General features: G+C 49.6%; 15 protein-coding genes. 12 read left to right on the top strand and 3 right to left on the bottom strand.

Translation table 11 applies throughout. From position 1 onward, the window contains the following. The first annotated feature begins 149 nt into the window (after positions 1-149). From ACU70B_RS09005 to ACU70B_RS08955, 11 genes are all read left to right on the top strand, one after another. Positions 150-1,007, top strand: a complete 858-nt coding sequence (locus ACU70B_RS09005; RefSeq protein WP_447183227.1) for a phosphate ABC transporter substrate-binding protein — start codon at positions 150-152, stop codon at positions 1,005-1,007. A gap of 44 nt (positions 1,008-1,051) precedes the next feature. Then, positions 1,052-2,011: a phosphate ABC transporter permease subunit PstC gene (gene pstC / locus ACU70B_RS09000; protein ID WP_447183226.1), complete on the top strand. Its 960-nt coding sequence runs from the start codon at positions 1,052-1,054 to the stop codon at positions 2,009-2,011. Beyond that, the gene (pstA, locus tag ACU70B_RS08995; RefSeq protein ID WP_447183225.1) at positions 1,998-2,831 is read left to right on the top strand and encodes a phosphate ABC transporter permease PstA; all 834 of its coding nucleotides are present in this window, start codon (positions 1,998-2,000) and stop codon (positions 2,829-2,831) included. Before pstC ends, pstA begins: the two co-directional genes overlap by 14 nt. 15 nt (positions 2,832-2,846) lie before the next feature. Further along, a complete protein-coding gene (pstB, locus tag ACU70B_RS08990; protein ID WP_447183224.1) occupies positions 2,847-3,608 on the top strand; it encodes a phosphate ABC transporter ATP-binding protein PstB in 762 nt (253 codons plus the stop codon). Positions 3,609-3,623: 15 nt separating this feature from the next. After that, the gene (phoU, locus tag ACU70B_RS08985) at positions 3,624-4,301 is read left to right on the top strand and encodes a phosphate signaling complex protein PhoU (protein ID WP_447183223.1); all 678 of its coding nucleotides are present in this window, start codon (positions 3,624-3,626) and stop codon (positions 4,299-4,301) included. Between the two features lie 234 nt (positions 4,302-4,535). After that, entirely contained in the window at positions 4,536-4,814 is a 279-nt protein-coding gene (locus ACU70B_RS08980) for a cell division protein ZapA (protein ID WP_447183222.1), read from the top strand. 3 nt (positions 4,815-4,817) lie between these two features. Then, positions 4,818-6,473 (top strand): DNA polymerase/3'-5' exonuclease PolX, encoded by a 1,656-nt coding sequence (gene polX / locus ACU70B_RS08975; RefSeq protein ID WP_447183221.1) that lies wholly within the window; start codon positions 4,818-4,820, stop codon positions 6,471-6,473. 180 nt (positions 6,474-6,653) lie between these two features. Then, positions 6,654-7,319 carry a DUF421 domain-containing protein gene (locus ACU70B_RS08970; RefSeq protein WP_447183220.1) on the top strand — a complete coding sequence of 222 codons (666 nt, stop codon included), beginning with the start codon at positions 6,654-6,656 and terminating at the stop codon, positions 7,317-7,319. A gap of 21 nt (positions 7,320-7,340) precedes the next feature. Next, positions 7,341-8,309, top strand: a complete 969-nt coding sequence (locus ACU70B_RS08965; protein ID WP_447183219.1) for an NGG1p interacting factor NIF3 — start codon at positions 7,341-7,343, stop codon at positions 8,307-8,309. Between the two features lie 41 nt (positions 8,310-8,350). Further along, positions 8,351-10,840 carry a U32 family peptidase gene (locus tag ACU70B_RS08960; protein WP_447183218.1) on the top strand — a complete coding sequence of 830 codons (2,490 nt, stop codon included), beginning with the start codon at positions 8,351-8,353 and terminating at the stop codon, positions 10,838-10,840. A 3-nt stretch (positions 10,841-10,843) separates the two neighbouring features. Continuing rightward, on the top strand, positions 10,844-13,183 hold the full coding sequence (locus ACU70B_RS08955; protein WP_447183217.1) for an endonuclease MutS2: 2,340 nt from the start codon (positions 10,844-10,846) through the stop codon (positions 13,181-13,183). Positions 13,184-13,324: 141 nt separating this feature from the next. Here ACU70B_RS08955 and ACU70B_RS08950 read toward each other — a convergent pair whose 3' ends face one another. Next, on the bottom strand, positions 13,325-15,763 hold the full coding sequence (locus ACU70B_RS08950; RefSeq protein WP_447183216.1) for a transglycosylase domain-containing protein: 2,439 nt from the start codon (positions 15,761-15,763) through the stop codon (positions 13,325-13,327). 201 nt (positions 15,764-15,964) lie between these two features. On the opposite strand from ACU70B_RS08950, the gene tyrS reads away from it, so the two are divergent. Next, positions 15,965-17,146 (top strand): tyrosine--tRNA ligase, encoded by a 1,182-nt coding sequence (gene tyrS / locus ACU70B_RS08945; RefSeq protein WP_447185741.1) that lies wholly within the window; start codon positions 15,965-15,967, stop codon positions 17,144-17,146. A 33-nt stretch (positions 17,147-17,179) separates the two neighbouring features. On the opposite strand, the gene ACU70B_RS08940 is transcribed toward tyrS, so the two are convergent. Further along, the gene (locus ACU70B_RS08940; RefSeq protein ID WP_447183215.1) at positions 17,180-17,431 is read right to left on the bottom strand and encodes a hypothetical protein; all 252 of its coding nucleotides are present in this window, start codon (positions 17,429-17,431) and stop codon (positions 17,180-17,182) included. An 87-nt stretch (positions 17,432-17,518) separates the two neighbouring features. Next, positions 17,519-18,565, bottom strand: a complete 1,047-nt coding sequence (locus tag ACU70B_RS08935) for a GT-D fold domain-containing protein (protein WP_447183214.1) — start codon at positions 18,563-18,565, stop codon at positions 17,519-17,521. Positions 18,566-18,568: the final 3 nt, after the last annotated feature.

Raw genomic sequence — 18,568 nt, 5'->3', positions numbered from 1 at the left:
TCTCTTCTGCTGATTTTTACAACTATTTTACATTACCCATACAAAATCTTTTAACAGCCTGAGATTTATCTTAACATCGGGCTGTTATTCTTTTTATGGGGACATGGCGTACACCCCCGAAAACATATTTTATGAGGAGGAATTAATTTATGGTATCTGCGAAAAGAAGGAAATTGACCAGTTTTATTGCACTGGGGCTGCTGCTGGTAATAGCGGGCCTGATAGGCGGTTGTTCCAGGCAGGAATCAACTCCCGAAAAGACAGAAGGCAAAAAGTTAAGTGGGACTATTACGGTGGCCGGTTCTACATCGGTTCAGCCCTTTAGTGAAGTATTGGCCGAGGAATTTGCCAGAACCTATCCGGGGGTGCAGGTTGATGTTCAGGGCGGAGGCTCCAGTCAGGGTATACAAGCCGTTATCGGCGGAGCAGCCGATATAGGGGCCAGTTCCCGGGAACTTAAGCCCGAGGAGAAAACATCCGGATTAGTTGCAACAACCATTGCCCTGGATGGAATTGCCGTAATTGTCAATCCCTCCAACCAGGTCAACGAAATTGCTTTGGCTGCTTTAAAGGATGTCTATATGGGCAGGATCAACAACTGGAAACAGCTTGGCGGCAGTGACAGTCCTATTACGGTAGTGTGCCGGGAAGCCGGTTCCGGAACCAGAGGCGCCTTTGAGGAACTGGTTATGAACAAAGAGAACATCAGCAACCGGGTTATTATCCAAAACTCTACCGGTGCAGTAAAGACAACCGTAGCCGGTGATGAGAAAGCCATCGGCTTTGTTTCCATGGCCGCTATAGATCAGGATATAAAAACTTTAAAAATTGATAGTGCAGAAGCCAGTGTTGCTAATGTCAAAAACGGCAGCTACAAAATCTCCCGCCCCTTTCTTTACCTGACCAAGGGGCAGCCGGAAGGCCTGGCCAAAGCCTTTATAGAGTATGTCCTCAGTGACGAGGGCCAGGGGCTTATGCAGGAGGAAGGAGCCATATCGGTTAAATAGCGTCAGGCATTTGGAGAGATGGCAGCAAAAGGAAGATGATGGTCATGAATAACAAAACCGAGTCTATAATCAGGGGAACAATAGGGGGAGCAGTACCATCTGCATTTAATAACAGCAATGTCGTCAGGAGGTATCCGGTTGGGAGACTTAACCGGGATAAGCTGGTGGAAATGATTTTAATGCTTAGTGCAGCCGTATTTATATTAGCTATTATAGTAATATCCGTTTTTATTTTTGTCCGGGGTATACCCCTCATATATAAAGTAGGAATCGCCGACTTTTTGTTGCAACTGGAATGGAATCCTACTGCGGGCAGGTTTGGAATCGGCGCCATGTTTGTGGGAACCCTGGCCGTAACCATGGCATCCTTGCTTTGGGCTGTTCCGTTGGGCGTGGCGACCGCCGTTTTTATGGCGGAACTGGCCCCGGCCCCGATAGGTGGATTGCTGGGGCGGCTGGTTGAACTGCTGGCCGGTATACCTTCTGTAGTTTATGGCTTTTTCGGCCTGATTGTAATCGTTCCCTTTATAAGAAACCACCTGGGAGGAAGCGGCTTAAGCGTTATGGCCGGAGCCGTTATACTGGGAATAATGATTTTGCCGACTATTATCAACATATCCCGGGATGCTATTGCGGCGGTCCCGCTGGACTATAAAGCCGGCTCCCTGGCACTGGGTGCGACCCATTACCAGAGCATAGGCCGGGTTATCTTGCCGGCAGCCCGTTCAGGCATAATCACGGCCGTGATACTTGGCCTGGGCCGGGCCGTTGGTGAAACTATGGCGGTAGTAATGGTAACCGGCAACTCTACCGTAATACCGGACAGCCTTATATCGCCCGTTCGCACTATGACCGGAAACATAGTGCTGGAAATGGGCTATGCCTCCGGCGACCACCAGGCTGCTCTCTTTGCTACCGGTGTAGTACTATTCATATTCATAGTAATACTCAACCTGATTGTAAACGTCTCATTAAAGGCAGGTAAAAGTTATGCGGGCAACTAAAAACAGGGATAAGATCATTACCGGTCTCTTCTGGTTGATGGCCTTGATGATAGTAGGGATATTGGTGGGCATAATAGCCTATATAGCTGTCCGCGGATTACCCGGGATTAGCCTGGATTTTATTTTGCAGCCCCCTTCACGGGCGGGCAAAGAGGGAGGAATATCCACCGCCATAGCAGGCACGTTATACCTTACAGCGGTTGCATTGATTTTAGCTGTTCCTCTGGGGGTAGGTGCTGCTGTATATCTGGAAGAATATGCAAGGCCGGACAGTAAATTTGCCTGGATGGTAAATCTGACCGCAGAAACCTTAGCCGGTATTCCTTCGATAATCTTCGGACTATTTGGGTTTGTATTCTTTGTTATATTTCTGGGATTGGGCTGGTCCATAATATCAGGGGCTTTGACTCTGGCTGTTATGATCTTGCCGACCATAACCCGTACCGCCCAGGAAGCTATACTGAGCGTGCCCCGTGAATACCGGGAAAACAGTCTGGCCCTGGGGGCGGGTAAATGGCAGACGATACGCCGGGTAGTAATTCCTCCGGCTCTGCCGGGCATAATCACCGGCATAATACTATCCATCGGACGGGCGATAGGAGAGACGGCGGCTATAATACTCACTGCCGGCAGTTCCCTTAATATGCCGGTATCCTTGAGTGATCCGGCGCGAACCATGTCGGTTCATCTGTATCTTCTGGCCATGGAAGGTATCTCCATGGAGAGGGCTTTTACCACTGCCTGCCTGATCATCATACTCATAATAATAATTAATTACCTGGCTGATCTGAGTTTAAAAGGGCTGGCTGCCGCTAAATAGATGGGAGGTGGTTCTATGGAGCAGAAGATAAAAATAAAGAGCAGGGATATTAATGTTTTCTATAAAGACTTTCAGGCACTGCATGAAATAAATATTGACATCGAAGCCAACCGGGTGACAGCCTTGATTGGTCCGTCAGGTTGCGGTAAATCTACTTTCCTGCGCACCATAAACCGGCTTAATGAACTGATTGAAGGCACTACTACCAAAGGGCAGGTGTATATTGATGAGCAGCCCGTATACAGTAAAGATACGGATGTAGTAGCGCTGCGCCGGCGGGTGGGGATAGTTTTCCAGAAACCCTCGGTTTTTCCCATGTCCATATACGAAAACGTGGCTTACGGGCCGCGCATTCATGGAATAAAAAACCGGGAGCAACTGGATGAAATTGTGGAAAACAGTTTAAAAGCAGCTAATCTGTGGGCCGAAGTGGGCAGCAGGCTGCATTCGCCGGCAGCACGATTATCCGGCGGGCAACAGCAACGCCTGGTTATAGCCCGGGTACTGGCGGTTGAACCCCAGGTTATACTGATGGACGAACCTGCTTCAGCCCTGGATCCGATATCCACTGCACGGCTGGAAGAACTTATAAGTGAGCTTAAAAAGAATTACACCATAGTCATAGTAACCCACAATATGCAGCAAGCCGCCAGGATATCTGATTATACCGGATTTTTTTTAAACGGAGAACTGGTGGAATTCAGTATGACCGATGAATTGTTTGTAAATCCCCGGGATAAACGTACCGAGGACTATATTACCGGACGCTTTGGTTAAAGAGGAGGAGAAGCTATGGCGCATGATTCGCTGCGGGATGAATTGGACAGATTGAAAGATGACCTGCTGAAAATGGGGCGTTTGTTGCAGCAGCAGGTAGATAATGCGGTTAAGGCATTGACTGGCAAGGATATCCGGTTGGCGCAGAAGGTTATAAAAAACGATGACCTGATTGACGATATGGAACTGGACATAGAAAAAAGAACACTGGGATTGATTGCCTTAAAACAGCCCCTGGCCCGGGACTTGCGTTTGATTGCCGGCATATTTCGCATAATCATCGATATAGAGAGAATGGCGGACCATGCCGAAGACATAGCCCATATAGCTGATGATCTGCATGAACAGGTTTACATCAAGCCCCTGATTGATATACCCCGTATGGCGGTTGTTGCCCAGGATATGCTGGAAAAGGCGCTAAAGGCTTTTACCGCAGAAGATTACGACCTGGCCATGACCCTGGTGCCGCTGGAGAAAGAGTTGGATGGGCTCTATGAACAGGTGTTCAATGAACTGTTGATTTACATGATGCGCGACCAGAAAAATATACCTCAGGCCACGGCTCTGCTGCTGATAGCGGGCCATCTGGAGCGGATCGGCGACCATACCACCAATATTGCCGAGATGGTGGTGTATGTTGTTGAAGGCCGGCGCATCGACTTGAACCGCATATCACGGGAACGGTTCTTGTGACATGTTGTTTTTTTAAAACAATTGCACCATGCTCTGCAACAAATGGTAGTATTCTATGGTGTACCCTTAACTGTATGGGTTGCTGAAAAATTTTTTCTGCGCATTCCTGTGCTTCCACTCTTTTATGCTTTCATTCATAATAATAACAGAGAACTGTGCCCGTGGTATTATAGAAGGAAATGATGTATTCGTAGCGAATTATAATCGTATTCCATATTAAGGAGGGCGTTCCTGGTGGATGACATAAAAAGTGCTGTTAACAGGGTTACGGTAACTATTTTTAACGAAGAATATGTGGTAAAGGGTGAAGAAAATCCGGAATACATGGAAATGCTGGCCGGTTTTGTGGACCGGCGGATGAAGATGATACAACAGCGCAATCCGAACCTGTCAAGCACCAAGGTTGCAGTGTTAACCGCTTTGAACCTGGCGGATGAATTAAACAAATTACAGGAAGATTATGACGAACTGGTAAAAAACCTGGAAGAAGAAAAGAAAAACAGAATGGGGTAGTAAATGAAAAACCGTGAAGTGGCTGCAATCCTGGCAAGAACAGCGGATATGCTGCAAATAAAAGGGGACAATCCGTACAAAATCAGGGCTTATCGCAAGGCAGCCGAATCCGTTTACCATCTTGACGAGGATATTGCCATTCTTTACGAAAAAGGCCGGCTAAAAAACATCCCCGGCATTGGCGATGCGGTGGAAGCCAAGATTGAGGAAATACTGAAGACAGGTAGCTGTGCGTACTATGACCGGCTCATCCGTGAAGTTCCTGCCGGATTGCTGGACATGCTTGCTATTCCGGGCCTGGGACATAAGAGCGTTAAACTGATATACGATAATCTGAAAACAGAGACCCTGGATGAACTCGGGGAAGCCTGCAAAGAGGGTAAGATCCGCAATATACCAGGGCTGGGCGTTCGGACTGAGGAAAACATAATCAAGGGAATTGAAGAGATAAAACAGAGGGGCAAAAAAATTAATTTGGGCATTGCCCTCCCGCTGGCCCGGGAATTGCTTGATTACCTGCAAAAATCACCTCTGATCGAAACTGCCTCCGTAACCGGCAGCGTCCGCCGCGGAAAAGCTCAGGTCAGCGACATCGACCTGTTGCTGGCCAGCAATACCCCGAAAGCAGTTCACGAATATATCAAGGCCTTTCCTGCTGTCAGCCGGACAGATTACATAGAACCTGATCTGGTAAAAGGCCAACTGGGTCGGGAAATAGCGTTTGAAGCCATTATTGTTCCCCCGCCTGATTTTTACCATAGCCTGGTCTGGACCACCGGCTCCAAAGAGCATCGTAAACGCATATTCGCCGGGTTTGACCGCCGGGATTTTGAAGGCTCAGATAGTGAGGCAGAGGTATACTACCGCCTGGGAATGGATTTTATAGCCCCGGAGCTGCGGGAAAATGCCGGGGAGATCGAAGCTGCCATTGACGGTAGTCTACCCAAGCTGGTCAATGCGGCCGATATCAAAGGGGATCTGCATGTCCATTCCAACTGGAGTGACGGCTCCGAACGGATTCAAGATTTGGCAGCTGCCGCCCGCTCCCGGGGCTATCAATATATAGCCATAACAGACCATTCCAGATCACTGCCTATCAGCGGGGGACTTACCGAAGAGAGGCTGCAAGCTCAGGGCAAGGTTATCGATGCTCTCAATAACGAGACTGATGATTTTCATATCTTAAAGGGCTCGGAAGTGGATATTTTAAAAACGGGTGAGCTGGATTTTTCCGATCCGGTCCTAAAGGACCTGGATATTGTAATCGCTTCAGTTCACAGCCATTTTAAGCTGGAGCCCCGGCAGCAGACCGAGCGCATAATTGAGGCTGCCAAAAATGAAAACGTTGACATAATCGGGCATTTGACCGGACGACTTTTAAGTCGGAGGAGCGGATATGAAATTGCAGTAGAGGAAATTATTGAGGTTTGCGCCCGCTGCAATACTGCTCTGGAGATTAATTCCCATCCGGACCGCCTGGATATAGACGAAAACATAGCTCGAACGGCCAAAGAACATGGAGTAAAAGTCGCTATCAACAGTGATGCCCACCATAAAAAAGAGTTGGATTTTATAAATTACGGCGTTATAACCGCCCGCCGGGGCTGGCTGGAAGCTAAAGACATCCTGAATGCTCTCAACCGGGATGAGCTAAGGTAAGGTAAGGGCTGAGAAGGGGACGGTTCTTCTCCAGTTTTGGAAACCCGATGGAAGAACCGTCCCCTTGCAGCCCTTGTCATTAAACTATCCCTCAAGAATATACCTTATCTGTACCCGGGAATAAAGCCATAGATTCTGACTCAATACTAAGGCAGTAGGCTCTAAACGGGAGGAATAAGCATGATAGAGTTTGTCCTGCGGGCTGCTGCCATGTATTTCATGGCCTTATTGATGGTGCGGGTGTTAGGTAAAAGGGCGCTGGGTGAGCTGGGCCCCTTTGATTTTGTGGTGATGACCGGGGTGGGTCACACCGTGGTATCAATAGCTTTGGATAAACAAATACCTTTTTACGAGGGTATTATAATACTGGCAACCCTGGCAGTGCTGGAATACATGATGAGCTATGCCGCTCTCAAAAACCATAAACTTTCCAACCTTATCACCGGCAAGCCCGTCCTCTTAATCGATAACGGGCGTATCATAAAAAACAATCTCGCCCGGGAAAAATTTAACGTGGATGATCTCCTGCAGGAACTGCGCAAGCAGGGGATTCGCGATATCGATGAGGTTGACAAAGGCGTTCTTGAATCCTGCGGGGGATTCAGTGTTATCCTGAAAGAAGAGGACGAACCGGTTTCGCTGCGCGATTTGGGATTAAAACCGCTAAGGCGGAATGAGATTCCTACTAGCGGAGCCCTGTCCCGGGGAGATTTTTTCGCCCGCCAGGAACAGGAGTCCATTCAGGACAAGGGGTTTATGCTGGAAGAGATTTTGGCTAAAATAGAAGACCGGCTGGATCTTATATATAATAAAGTAGAATCCCTGGAGAAAAATCGAGACCGCTAAAGGCAGATCAAGGAGGTTGCTATGAAGCTTAAAGAGATATACCAACTGGCTGTTGACATGGGTAAACGCTATGACCTGAGGGGGGAATATCTTTCTGCTTTGCTGGAAAAGAAACTTGCCGATTTCGAGAAACTGAGTGAGCAAGAGCGTGATTTTTATGATATGGAGACCTTGCGCAACCCTTACAGCGATACCAGAATCCTGGTGGGTACGGGTGAAGAGGAAATCACCACCGTTATGTCAGGCATAGACATAGAGACTCCGGAAATACTGCTGGCCGACCGGCTCAGGGAGCGGGGCCACAAAATCGACCTTCTGCTGGCCCATCATCCCGAAGGTATGGCTGCAGCCGCCCTGCACGATGTAATGCATGCGCAGGCCGACATGATGGAAAAGGCTGGAGTTCCTATAAATATTGCCGAGGGCATAATGGCCTCCAGGATATCGGAGGTTCAGCGGGGAATGATGCCCCTTAATCACCAAAGGGCAGTCGACGCGGCCCGGTTGCTGGATTTGCCTTTTGTTTGTGTGCATAGTCCGGCTGATATAATGGTCAGCCACTTTCTTCAGGAGTTGATCGCTAAAAGCGAGATTTCCACTGTTGACGATATTGTTCAGCTCCTGTTGACCCTTCCGGAATACCGGAAGGCCAGTGAGGTAAAAGCTGGGCCCCGGATTGTGGCCGGGGATAAGAAACGCCGGGCCGGTAAAATCTTCGTTAAAATGAGCGGGGGAACCGCCGGCTCCGAAAAAGCCTACGGGAAATTGGCTGCGGCCGGGATAGGAACCTATATCTGTATGCATATCCCGGATAAACATCGTCAGGAAGCCCGGGAAAACAATATCAATGTTATAGTGGCGGGCCATATGGCCAGTGATTCACTGGGCATGAACCTCTTCCTGGATCAGTTGGAAAGCAACGGGGTCAAGATTATTCCCTGCTCGGGACTGATCCGGGTCAAACGCATAGCCGAGCCCAATCTGCACTAACACGGATAGAATTAAGTTTTTTAACAGGAGGTTTGTCATCGTTGGAATTACTCGCGCCGGCCGGCGGCTGGGATGCCCTGGCGGCAGCAATAGAAAACGGGGCCGATGCCGTATATATCGGGGGAAGGGATTTTAGCGCCCGCCAGGGGGCGGAAAATTTTGACCGGGAAGAGATAGCAAAGGCCATCGAATATGCCCATATCAGAGGACGAAAAATTTACGCCGCCGTTAATACCTTGATAGACAACACCGAGTTTAATAAGGCGCTTGACTATATTTATGAGCTGTACCGGCTGGCGGTTGACGCAGTTATAATACAGGATCTGGGCCTCCTCTATGCGTTAAGGAAGGTAATGCCTGCCCTGCCGGTTCACGCCAGTACCCAGATGACCATACATAATGCGTACGGGGTAAAATATTTGCAGGAACTTGGAGTCAAGCGGGCAGTTCTGGCCCGGGAGGTGAGCGGGGAGGAAATCAGGCAAATTAAGCAGGCGGTACCGGCCATGGAACTGGAGATGTTTGTCCACGGGGCATTATGCTTTTCCTACTCCGGACAGTGTCTCTTCAGCAGTATGGTCGGGGGGAGAAGCGGTAATCGGGGCCGTTGCGCCCAGCCCTGCCGCCTGCCCTATGACCTGTATTCTGCCAAGCCCGCATCTTCTGCTCAACCGGAGGACAGGGGGCGATATGTGCTCAGCCCTTCTGACCTCTGCCTGATAGATTATCTGGCCGACATCAGGGATATGGGGGCAACTTCCCTGAAGATTGAAGGGCGGATGAAGCGGCCGGAATATGTGGCAGTAGTGACCCGTTCCTACCGTGAAGCTTTGGATTTCCTGGAACAGAATCCCCGCAAAGATTCCGGCCAGCTGAAAAAGGATATGTTGCAGGTTTTTAACCGCAATTTTTCCAGCGGCTATTACCGGGGCGAACGCAGAGGCTTTTTAAGCAGTAAAAGACCCAACAACCGCGGTGTTTATACCGGACGGGTTCTAAAACAGGAGCAGGATGGACTTACCCGGCTGAAGTTAAGCGACGAGCTCAGCCGGGGAGATGGCATTGAATTTTGGGTAACCCGGGGCAAAAACCCGGTAGCCTATGTCAGGGATATGAAAGCCGGCGGCCGGGATGTAAGCTGTGCTGCCCGGGGTGATGTCGTGGAGCTGAAAATTGAAGGCCGGGTTTCATCTGGAGACAGGGTCTTTAAGATATATGATGCCCCGCTTCTGGAAAAGGCTGCCCGGAGCGCCAGGGAGTACAGCAGCGGGAAAATCGAAGTTGATGCCGAGGTTGTAATGAGCCCGGGGAAAGCGGTAAAAATAACTTTTCAGGACAGGAAGGGGAACCAGGCTCAAGTCTTCAGTAAAAGCCCGGCTCAGATTGCCGAGAGGCATGGACTGGATGAAGCCCGCTTGCGCGATAAGCTGGGCAGGCTGGGGAATACACCCTTTACCCTGGCCGATTTGACCCTTGCCGGTACCGGGGAATTAATAATTCCCCTGAGCGAGTTGAACGAGGCCCGGCGACAGGCGGTAGAGCAGTTGCGGGCCGCATACCTGAAACCTTATCAATATCCGGCAATAGAAAAAGACTACCGGACATTTTACCGGCAGTATGCACCCTCACCGGCAAAACCGAAGAAAGCCGAAAAACATGCCGGTACTTTCTTAAGTATAATGGTAAGCGGGGCGGATGAAGCCCGTGCCGCCATGGATGCCGGTGCTGACAGGATTTACATCGGCCTGGAGGGACTGGGGAGGGCCCGGCCGGTATCTATAAAATCTCTGGCTGACTTGATAAGCCGGGCCAACTCCGGAGGCTGTGAGATTGTACCCTCCCTTCCCCGTATTCAGAAACCGGGAGAAGAAAAAGAATGGGAAGGACTTTTACAGCTTTCCTGTGATACTATAATGGTTGGAAACCTGGGCAGCCTGAAATGGGCCCAGGACAGAAAACTATGCGTCCGGGCGGATTACAGCCTGAATGTGTTTAACAGTATAACCTTGAACTACCTGCTTAATAGCGGGGCGGAAAGCGTATGCCTGTCACCGGAGCTGAGCTTCAGACAGCTGCAGGATTTGAGGCCGCTTGACAAAACCGAAGTGCTGGTACAGGGTGAATTGATCCTCATGCTTTCCCAGTTCTGTGTTTTACGAGCCCTGCTGGGAAATGAAGAGGAAAAATGCCCGGCCTACTGCCGTAAGGCTGATTACCGTATCCGGGATGACAAAGGTTACCAGTTTCCCGTTATGGGGGACAGTGATTGCCGGTTTTATCTTTTTAACTCCCGTACCCTTTGCCTGCTGGATGATTTGGATAAGGTGCTGGCCCTGGGAATAGGAAGTGTAAGAATTGAAGCCCGGCGGCAAACCGCCCGCCAGGTAGGGGGAATAGCTGCTGTTTATCGAACGGCTTTGAACGAGCTTGGGGCCGGAATTAAACCCGATTACAATGCTCTCAAAGCCCGGTTGCTGGATCTAAGTCCTTCGGAATTTACAAAATGTCACTATTATCGAGGGGTATTATAACTAATGGACAAAAATAGCCTGATGAAACTTGAATTTGATAAGATGCAAAGCCAATTAGCTGAGCTTGCCTATAGTGAAGGCGGCAGAATAAAGGCTCAGGGTATGGCTCCCTCCGGTAATGAAGCCGAGATACGCCATTGGCTGGACGAAACCGGAGAAGCCATGGAGGCCCTTCGTTTCGGTGATACCGGGTTTCTGAGCGGGCTGCAGCGGCTGGACCCTTACCTGGCCAAAGCCCGGGCAGACGGCATCCTTTATCCGGCGGAGCTTTACGATGTGCAAAGAACTTTAACTGCAGGCCGGTTGGCTGTGCAATATGCCGCTAAAGAAAAATACCCCTCTTTGGGACAACTGCTTGAAGGATTGCAGGAAAGTCCTGCTCTGGAAAAGCAACTGCGGGCGGCTTTGAGCGAAGAAGGGGAGTTGAGAGATGATGCTTCTCCTGCTCTGAAAAGCGTCAGAAATCAGATTAATACCAGTCGTAACCGTATTCGTGAGTACCTGCAGGATTTTATCCGCTCCGGAAATAACCAGAAGCTGCTGCAGGATGCCATTGTTACCGAAAGAGATGGTCGTTACGTGGTTCCGGTCAGGCAGGAATACCGCTACGAAGTAAAGGGAATCATTCATGACGAATCGGCCAGCGGGGCCACTGTTTTCATAGAACCCCTGGCAGTGGTTGAGCATAATAACCGTATCCGCAGTCTGCAGATGGAGGAAAAGCGTGAGACTGAAAGAATCCTGCGGGAGCTTACCCGGGCGGTGGCGGCTTTTGCCGGCGAACTCTCAGCTAATATGAAGGTCCTGGACCAGCTCGATTTTATATTTGCCCGTGCCCGTATGGCCTATAAACAGAACGCTTTCCGGCCCCGGGTTAATTCCCAGGGTATAATTGAAATAAGACGGGGGCGCCACCCATTGCTGGGAGAAAAAGCGGTTCCGGTGAACATTGAGCTGGGAAAAGCATTTGATATTCTGGTCATAACCGGACCCAATACGGGCGGTAAAACGGTAGCTTTAAAAACCCTGGGTCTGCTTACTCTTATGACTATGTGCGGCATGTTTATTCCTGCCCGGGAAAACAGCTCAGTTGCTGTTTTTAAATCGATTTATGTCGACATCGGTGACGAGCAAAGCATAGAACAATCACTTAGCACTTTTTCCTCCCATATGAAAAATATTATCAGGATTTTGGAACAGGTCGATGGTCACTCCCTGGTTTTACTGGATGAACTGGGCGCAGGTACCGACCCGGTTGAAGGAGCCGCCCTGGCCCGGGTGATTCTGGAAGAACTCAGAAGTAAAAAAGCACGGGCGGTAGTTACCACCCACCAAAGTGAATTGAAAAAATATGCTTACCAGAATGAGAGGGTGGAAAATGCCTGTGTGGAATTTGACCCGGTTAATCTCAGACCCACCTATGAATTAACCATAGGCATGCCTGGCCAGAGCAATGCCTTTCAAATAGCCGGAAGATTAGGACTGAAAAACTCCCTGGTGCAGCGGGCACAGGAACTGGTACCGCGCAGCGAAATGGAGCTGGGCAACATGATTCGCCAGTTGAAAGAGAGCCGACGGTATTATGAAGACTCTTTACGCGAAAGCGAAGCTCTGCGAGCCGAGTTGCTCCGGCAAAAGGAAGTTCTGGAGGCAGAAAAGGTCGGGTATCAGCGGGAACAGGAAGAAATTATGGCCAAAGCCCGGCAGGAAGTCCAGGATTATCTGCGCCTGGTCAAAGATGAAGCTGCAGAAGCCATCCGGGATTTAAAGGAATTGTTAAAGGAACGGGATAAGCCGCCTAAATGGCACGAAGTTGAAAAGAAACGGCAGAGGCTGAAACAACTGGAACAGGATGTGCGGCTGGAATTCGAGCCCGAAGGCGGAGGAGACGAAGAGATAAGGGTCGGCGATTATGTCCATGTCAAAAATATCAACCAAAAGGGCCACGTCTTGGAAGGGCCCAACAGCCAAGGCGAAATGTTGGTACAGGTAGGAATCCTGAAGCTAAATGTAAAACAAGCGCAGGTGAGTAAAGCTCAGTCACCGGAGGAGATTAAAATCAAGTGGCGCAACCAGACTTATCTGGAGAAGGCTCAACATATCAGCAAGGAGATTGATGTCCGGGGCCTTTTGGCCGAGGATGCCCTCCTGACCGTTGACAGGTATCTGGAGGATGCCAATCTGGCAGGTCTGGATTCGGTCCGGGTTATCCATGGCAAAGGAACCGGAGCCCTGCGCAAGGCTTTGCGCAATTACCTGAAGGGCCACCGCTACGTCAAGACCTTCCGGGATGGACTCATGGAAGAAGGAGGACATGGAGTTACCGTAGTAGAACTGAATTAACCGTCACGGCCGAAGACCGCACCCCAAGGGCATACCTTTCGGGCACAGGCAAGCAGCCGTTTAAGAAATAGGAGGCAGAAATGTTGATCAACACTAAAAGCGCTGCCTGCAGCAAATGCAGGCAGCGCTTCCCTTAGTTGTTTAATGATCCAGGAAATCATTTATGACCTCTTTGGGCTTTTTGCTTTTTATCTGGTGATCAGGCAGGGGACAGTCAGGAATACTGGTTCCGGCGGGTAACTCAATCTTTTGAATATACATGTCGGGACAGCCGCCGCTGCGCAGAGGACCGGAGAATCTCGCCCGATATATTTCCCCGCCATGCCTCGGGTCAGCGCAAATATAGACCTCTCCTCCGGAAGAGGGGTCATACTTATTATTATTCAAATCTATCAGCGGCGCCTGAGTATGGATATCACACTTTTCCGTGGGGACCTCGGGAAGCTTTCCGTCATCACCAGGTTTAAAAGGGGATAAAATCTGCGGATTGGGACAGTACTTGCCGGCCAGTTTGCCTGATTCCGGACAAATATAGATAAGTTCATGCAACTGGTCACAGGTTTCTTCCGGCAGAAAACGCTTGGCGCAATAATCGGAGATAACAGTATCGTCAGGGCAACTTTCCGACGGCCGCTTGCCCGAGAGGGAACAAACCGTTGTCTTAGTAATACCTGCCGGCATCTTTCGAGCCGCAAACTTTTTATCCTGATGGGCCTTCTGTAAAACCGCCCGGAACAGGCGAGCCGGATAGCCGCCGCCGGATTCGCCGCTCATGGCATGGTCACTGTCGTAACCCATCCATACGGCAGCGGCATAACCCGGGGTGAAGCCGCAGAACCAGGAGTCCTTGTGCTCTTCTGTGGTGCCGGTTTTACCGGCGGTAACTATGCCGGGGACCCTGCCGTTGGTACCGGTTCCGGCGTTGCACACCGTTTGCAGCATATCGCTCATCAACCAGGCCGTTTCTTCGGTCATCACTCTTTTATCCTCGGGTTTATAACTATAGATTTCCAGGCCCTGAGCATCAACAATTTTAGTAATGCAATGAGGCTTGCTATAAACGCCTCCATTGGCAAAGGCTGAATAAGCCGCTGTCATTTGTACCGGCGTTGCCCCCCGGGTAAGCCCTCCCAGCGACAGGGGGGAAAGGCTAAGGTCGTTGGTACCTGGGGAGTCCACCAACTGCAAGCCCAGGGAGCGGGCAAAATCAAAACTTTTTCTAATACCTACCTGATCCAGCATCTGTACAGCGTAAACATTGATTGACCACTGCACCGCGGTGCGCATGGGAATAAGGCCCCGGTATTTGCCGTCATAGTTATGCGGAGTCCATATCGTATTTCCTATTTTAAAGGAAACCGGGGCGTCATTTAAAACATGGAAGGGCATATAGCCGTTTTCGAGAGCAGGAGCATAAACGGCTATAGGTTTTATGGATGAGCCTGGTTGGCGGTAAGCGCTGGTGGCCCGGTTGAACCCGCGCTTACGTTCGTAGCTGCGTCCTCCGATCACGGTCTTTATTTCACCGTTTGAATGGTCGATCACTACCATGGCTGACTGGACGATGTTGCCGCCTTTACTCTCGCGGGGAAAATTGGCCGGGTTGGCGTATAACTCTTCCGCATATTGCTGTACGTCGGCATCCATGGCGGTATATATTTTCAGTCCTCCCCGATAAACTGCATTATTAGGGTCGGAACTGAGTTTTTTGCTGGCCAGGATATCTATAGCTTCGTCTATAACCGAATCAATATAATATCCATACCTGGTGTTGGCATTGGTCGCTTTTTTGAATACCAGGGCTTCCTGGCTGGCGGCCTGAGCCTGGGCGGCATCGATATAACCACACTTAAGCATATTATTCAGCACGATTTCCTGGCGCTTTTTAGCCCGGTCATAATATTGAAAGGGATTATAAGCATTGGGGCTCTGGGGTAAACCTGCCAGTAAAGCGCATTCGGCCAGATTTAATTGTTCAACATTCTTGCCGAAATAGGTGTTGGCCGCAGCCTGAACTCCATAAGCGCCGGCGCCAAAGTTTATTTTATTCATGTACATGGAAAGTATTTCATCTTTGGAATAGGCTGATTCCAGCTTAAAAGCGATTATCATTTCTTTTAATTTACGCTCCCAGCGTTTATCGAAAGAGAGGAAGGCGTTACGCGCCAGTTGCTGGGTTATTGTGCTGGCACCCTGGCCGGTTAGGTCCCCGGATTGAATATTATAGAAAACCGCGCGGGCTATGCCCTTAAAGTTCACCCCGTGGTGGTCATAAAAATCTTGATCTTCGGTAGCGATAAAGGCATTGACAAGATCTTGAGGAACTTTGTCCAACTTGACCTCAGTCCGGTTTTCTTCAGCATGGAGCCGGGCTACTATTTGCTCTTCATCATCATAGAGCAGAGTTGTCTTGGCGCCTGATAATTGCTGCGGATCCCAGGACGGGAGTCTGCTGGCGGTAAAAATGACTACGCCCAGCGCACTGCCCGCAAATATCAGCAGCAGCACCACAGCAACAGTTAATATGGCCCTTTTTTTTATTTTTTTCGATTTTCTGGATTGTGGATTATAGCTTACCATATAAAAAACTAGCCTCCTGGATAAATTATGGTTAGATTATTTGACAATGCTACCCGTATCTCCTGCAAAGCGCAGGTTTCAATACTATATATGCCTTTACAGCTCTAATTATTGCACACACTTTCAAGCATATGCTATCATTTTTTAAAGCAAGGAGGTTATCGAGTGAGTAAAAACATAGATCTTAAGGTAAATGAGCAGATGCAGCTCATTCGCCGCGGGGTAGCCGAGATAATACCGGAAGAGGAGTTAAGGCAGAAGCTCTACCGGTCAATCAAGGAAAACCGCCCTCTCAGGGTAAAACTGGGATTGGACCCTACCGCCCCTGATATACATCTGGGGCATACCGTGGTGCTCAATAAATTACGCCAGTTTCAGGATTTAGGCCACGAGGTTCACCTGATCATAGGTGACTTTACCGGCAGGATTGGCGACCCCAGCGGTAAATCCGAAACCCGCAAACAGCTGACGGAGGAAGAGGTACAGATCAATGCGGCCACTTACAAGGAACAGATATTCAAGGTACTGGACCGGGATAAGACCATTATCCGCTTTAATAGTGAGTGGCTGATGCCGTTAAACCTGGCGGATGTTTTGAGTCTGGCGGGAAAATATACCGTGGCGCGGATGCTGGAAAGAGATGATTTCGAAAAACGTTATAAAGAAGGGCTTCCCATCGGAATCCATGAGTTCTTATACCCCCTGATGCAAGGTTATGACTCAGTAGCCCTTAAGGCCGATGTCGAAATGGGCGGGACGGATCAGAAGTTTAATTTACTGGTGGGCAGAAATCTGCTCAAGGAATATGGCCTGGAACCACAGGTAGCCCTAACCATGCCTATACTCGAAGGCACTGACGGAATACAGAAAATGAGCAAGAGCCTGGGGAATTACATAGGGGTGAACGAGGATGCCAATGAGATGTTCGGCAAGACTATGTCTATTCCTGATGAACTAATCACCCGCTACTTTGAACTCGTGACCATGGTTGCCCAGGATGAGATAGACAGCATGCAAAAGGCTATGCGGGAAGGCAGCGCCAACCCCCGGGATATCAAAATGCGCCTGGCCCGTGAGATTATAACCATTTATCACAGCAGGGAAGAGGCCCAAAAGGCCCAGGAAAGATTTCAGCTGGTATTTTCCCAACGTGATATACCGGAAGATATTCCCGAAGCTATAGTAAAGGAAAAAGAATTATGGCTGCCAAAATTCCTGCACGAACAAGGCATGGTGGACTCAACCAGCGACGGACGGCGTATGCTTAAGCAGGGGGCAGTCAAGATCAATGGCGAAAGATATGAAGAAGAAAACATAGAAGCAGAAAACGCCATGGTGGTACAGGTGGGCAAGAGGAAGTTTATCCGTTTAACGCTTAAATAAAGGCTAAACCCGGGTATTTGCAACCCGGGTTTTTTAATACCCTTTTTCAACTTTTTTAAGTATCTTTGCCATTTCATCCATATGCCCTTCAAAGAATATGGCGTGGCCTCTGACATCAGGATAATCCAGGGAAAGCAGCTTTATAAAGGTAAAGCCCATCTCTTCCAGGCTCTGACGATTGGTTTGACGGATAATGGCTATCTGTTCATCGCTCACTTTTCTGGCGGCACAGTATACGTCCTTACCCTTAGCATTGGCCAGGGCAGTGGCTACCAGGGTCCGCATCGCTATCACTCCCGTACGTTTAAATTCTGCTTACACACGTATTTCTTATTTTACATGTTGCGTAAGGAGTGAGCAAGTTAAGGCTGCTTAAAGCATCCATTCATATGGTATGCGGGTTCTCTGGTGGTCGAGATGGCGGTGGTGGTCAACCAGCAAATCAAACAGATGTCCGGCATCAATCGCTACCCGGCTCATCCTCTCAGCCGTTGCCGAACAGAGGATTTTTGCCGCGATGCCGGCCGCCATCAGGGCGATATCGAAAGAGTGGCGGGAGATTGCAGCCAAACTCTCATCTATGTTACCGAGGTTTACCGGTTTTACGACTCCGCTTATCCTTAGCCCTTTTGGTCCCATAAGATCTGCCAGTTCTCCAGCCCGGTTTCCGACCAGTAGAACCCCCGGTTTATAACCGGGAGAAAATGAATAACGCTGAGCTATCTGCGGATAATCGCCAGGGGAGAGGATGCGGTTCATCCATCCGGAGGTGTAGAGCAGATAATGCAGGGCAGAATCGCCAAACCGCATTTTTTCCGGGGCCAGGTTCAGCAGCTTGAGCTCCTCCAGTAAAACCGTTTGAAAGCCTTCCACCAGTTTCAGATGGGCACGGGAGCGCCCGGGACGGTTGCTTACCGGGATGCCTATAAGACTGGCGGATTTCACCGCCTGGGCTAACTGGTCGCGAACCTGCAAATCGGGATAATTGACTCCGGAAGCATGCATCATGTCTCTCCACCGAACCACTTCATTATTATCTCCCTTGCCCAGAAGCGGATCCCGGCAGAGTTCCGCCATTAAGTCTCCCCAGATGGGAACATTTGCACTGGTTGGGAAAACGGTATCCTGGGCCAGAGTTAAAATCTCCGCGTCCCCCAGGCGGATAATAGAGAAGCCGCGTTGATCCCGCAGCGCTTGCAGGATTCTATCAGCCACCTGGTCGACCGTCATTACCCGGGATTCCAATTCCCGACGCTTCAGGACGAGGGCTAATCTTTTCTCATCCCGGATTATCTCTCGCGACCCCGAATAAAACCTGACGCCATTAAAACCAGACATTGGCGGGTTTAATGCCGTTCCTTGGGGAGGCGATTGATTATTGCTTAATCTCACACTGGAGCGGTATCTTATTTCGGGCACAAT

This window comes from Syntrophomonas curvata (genome assembly GCF_052976825.1).
This window is presented reverse-complemented; position numbering and strand designations above follow the sequence as displayed.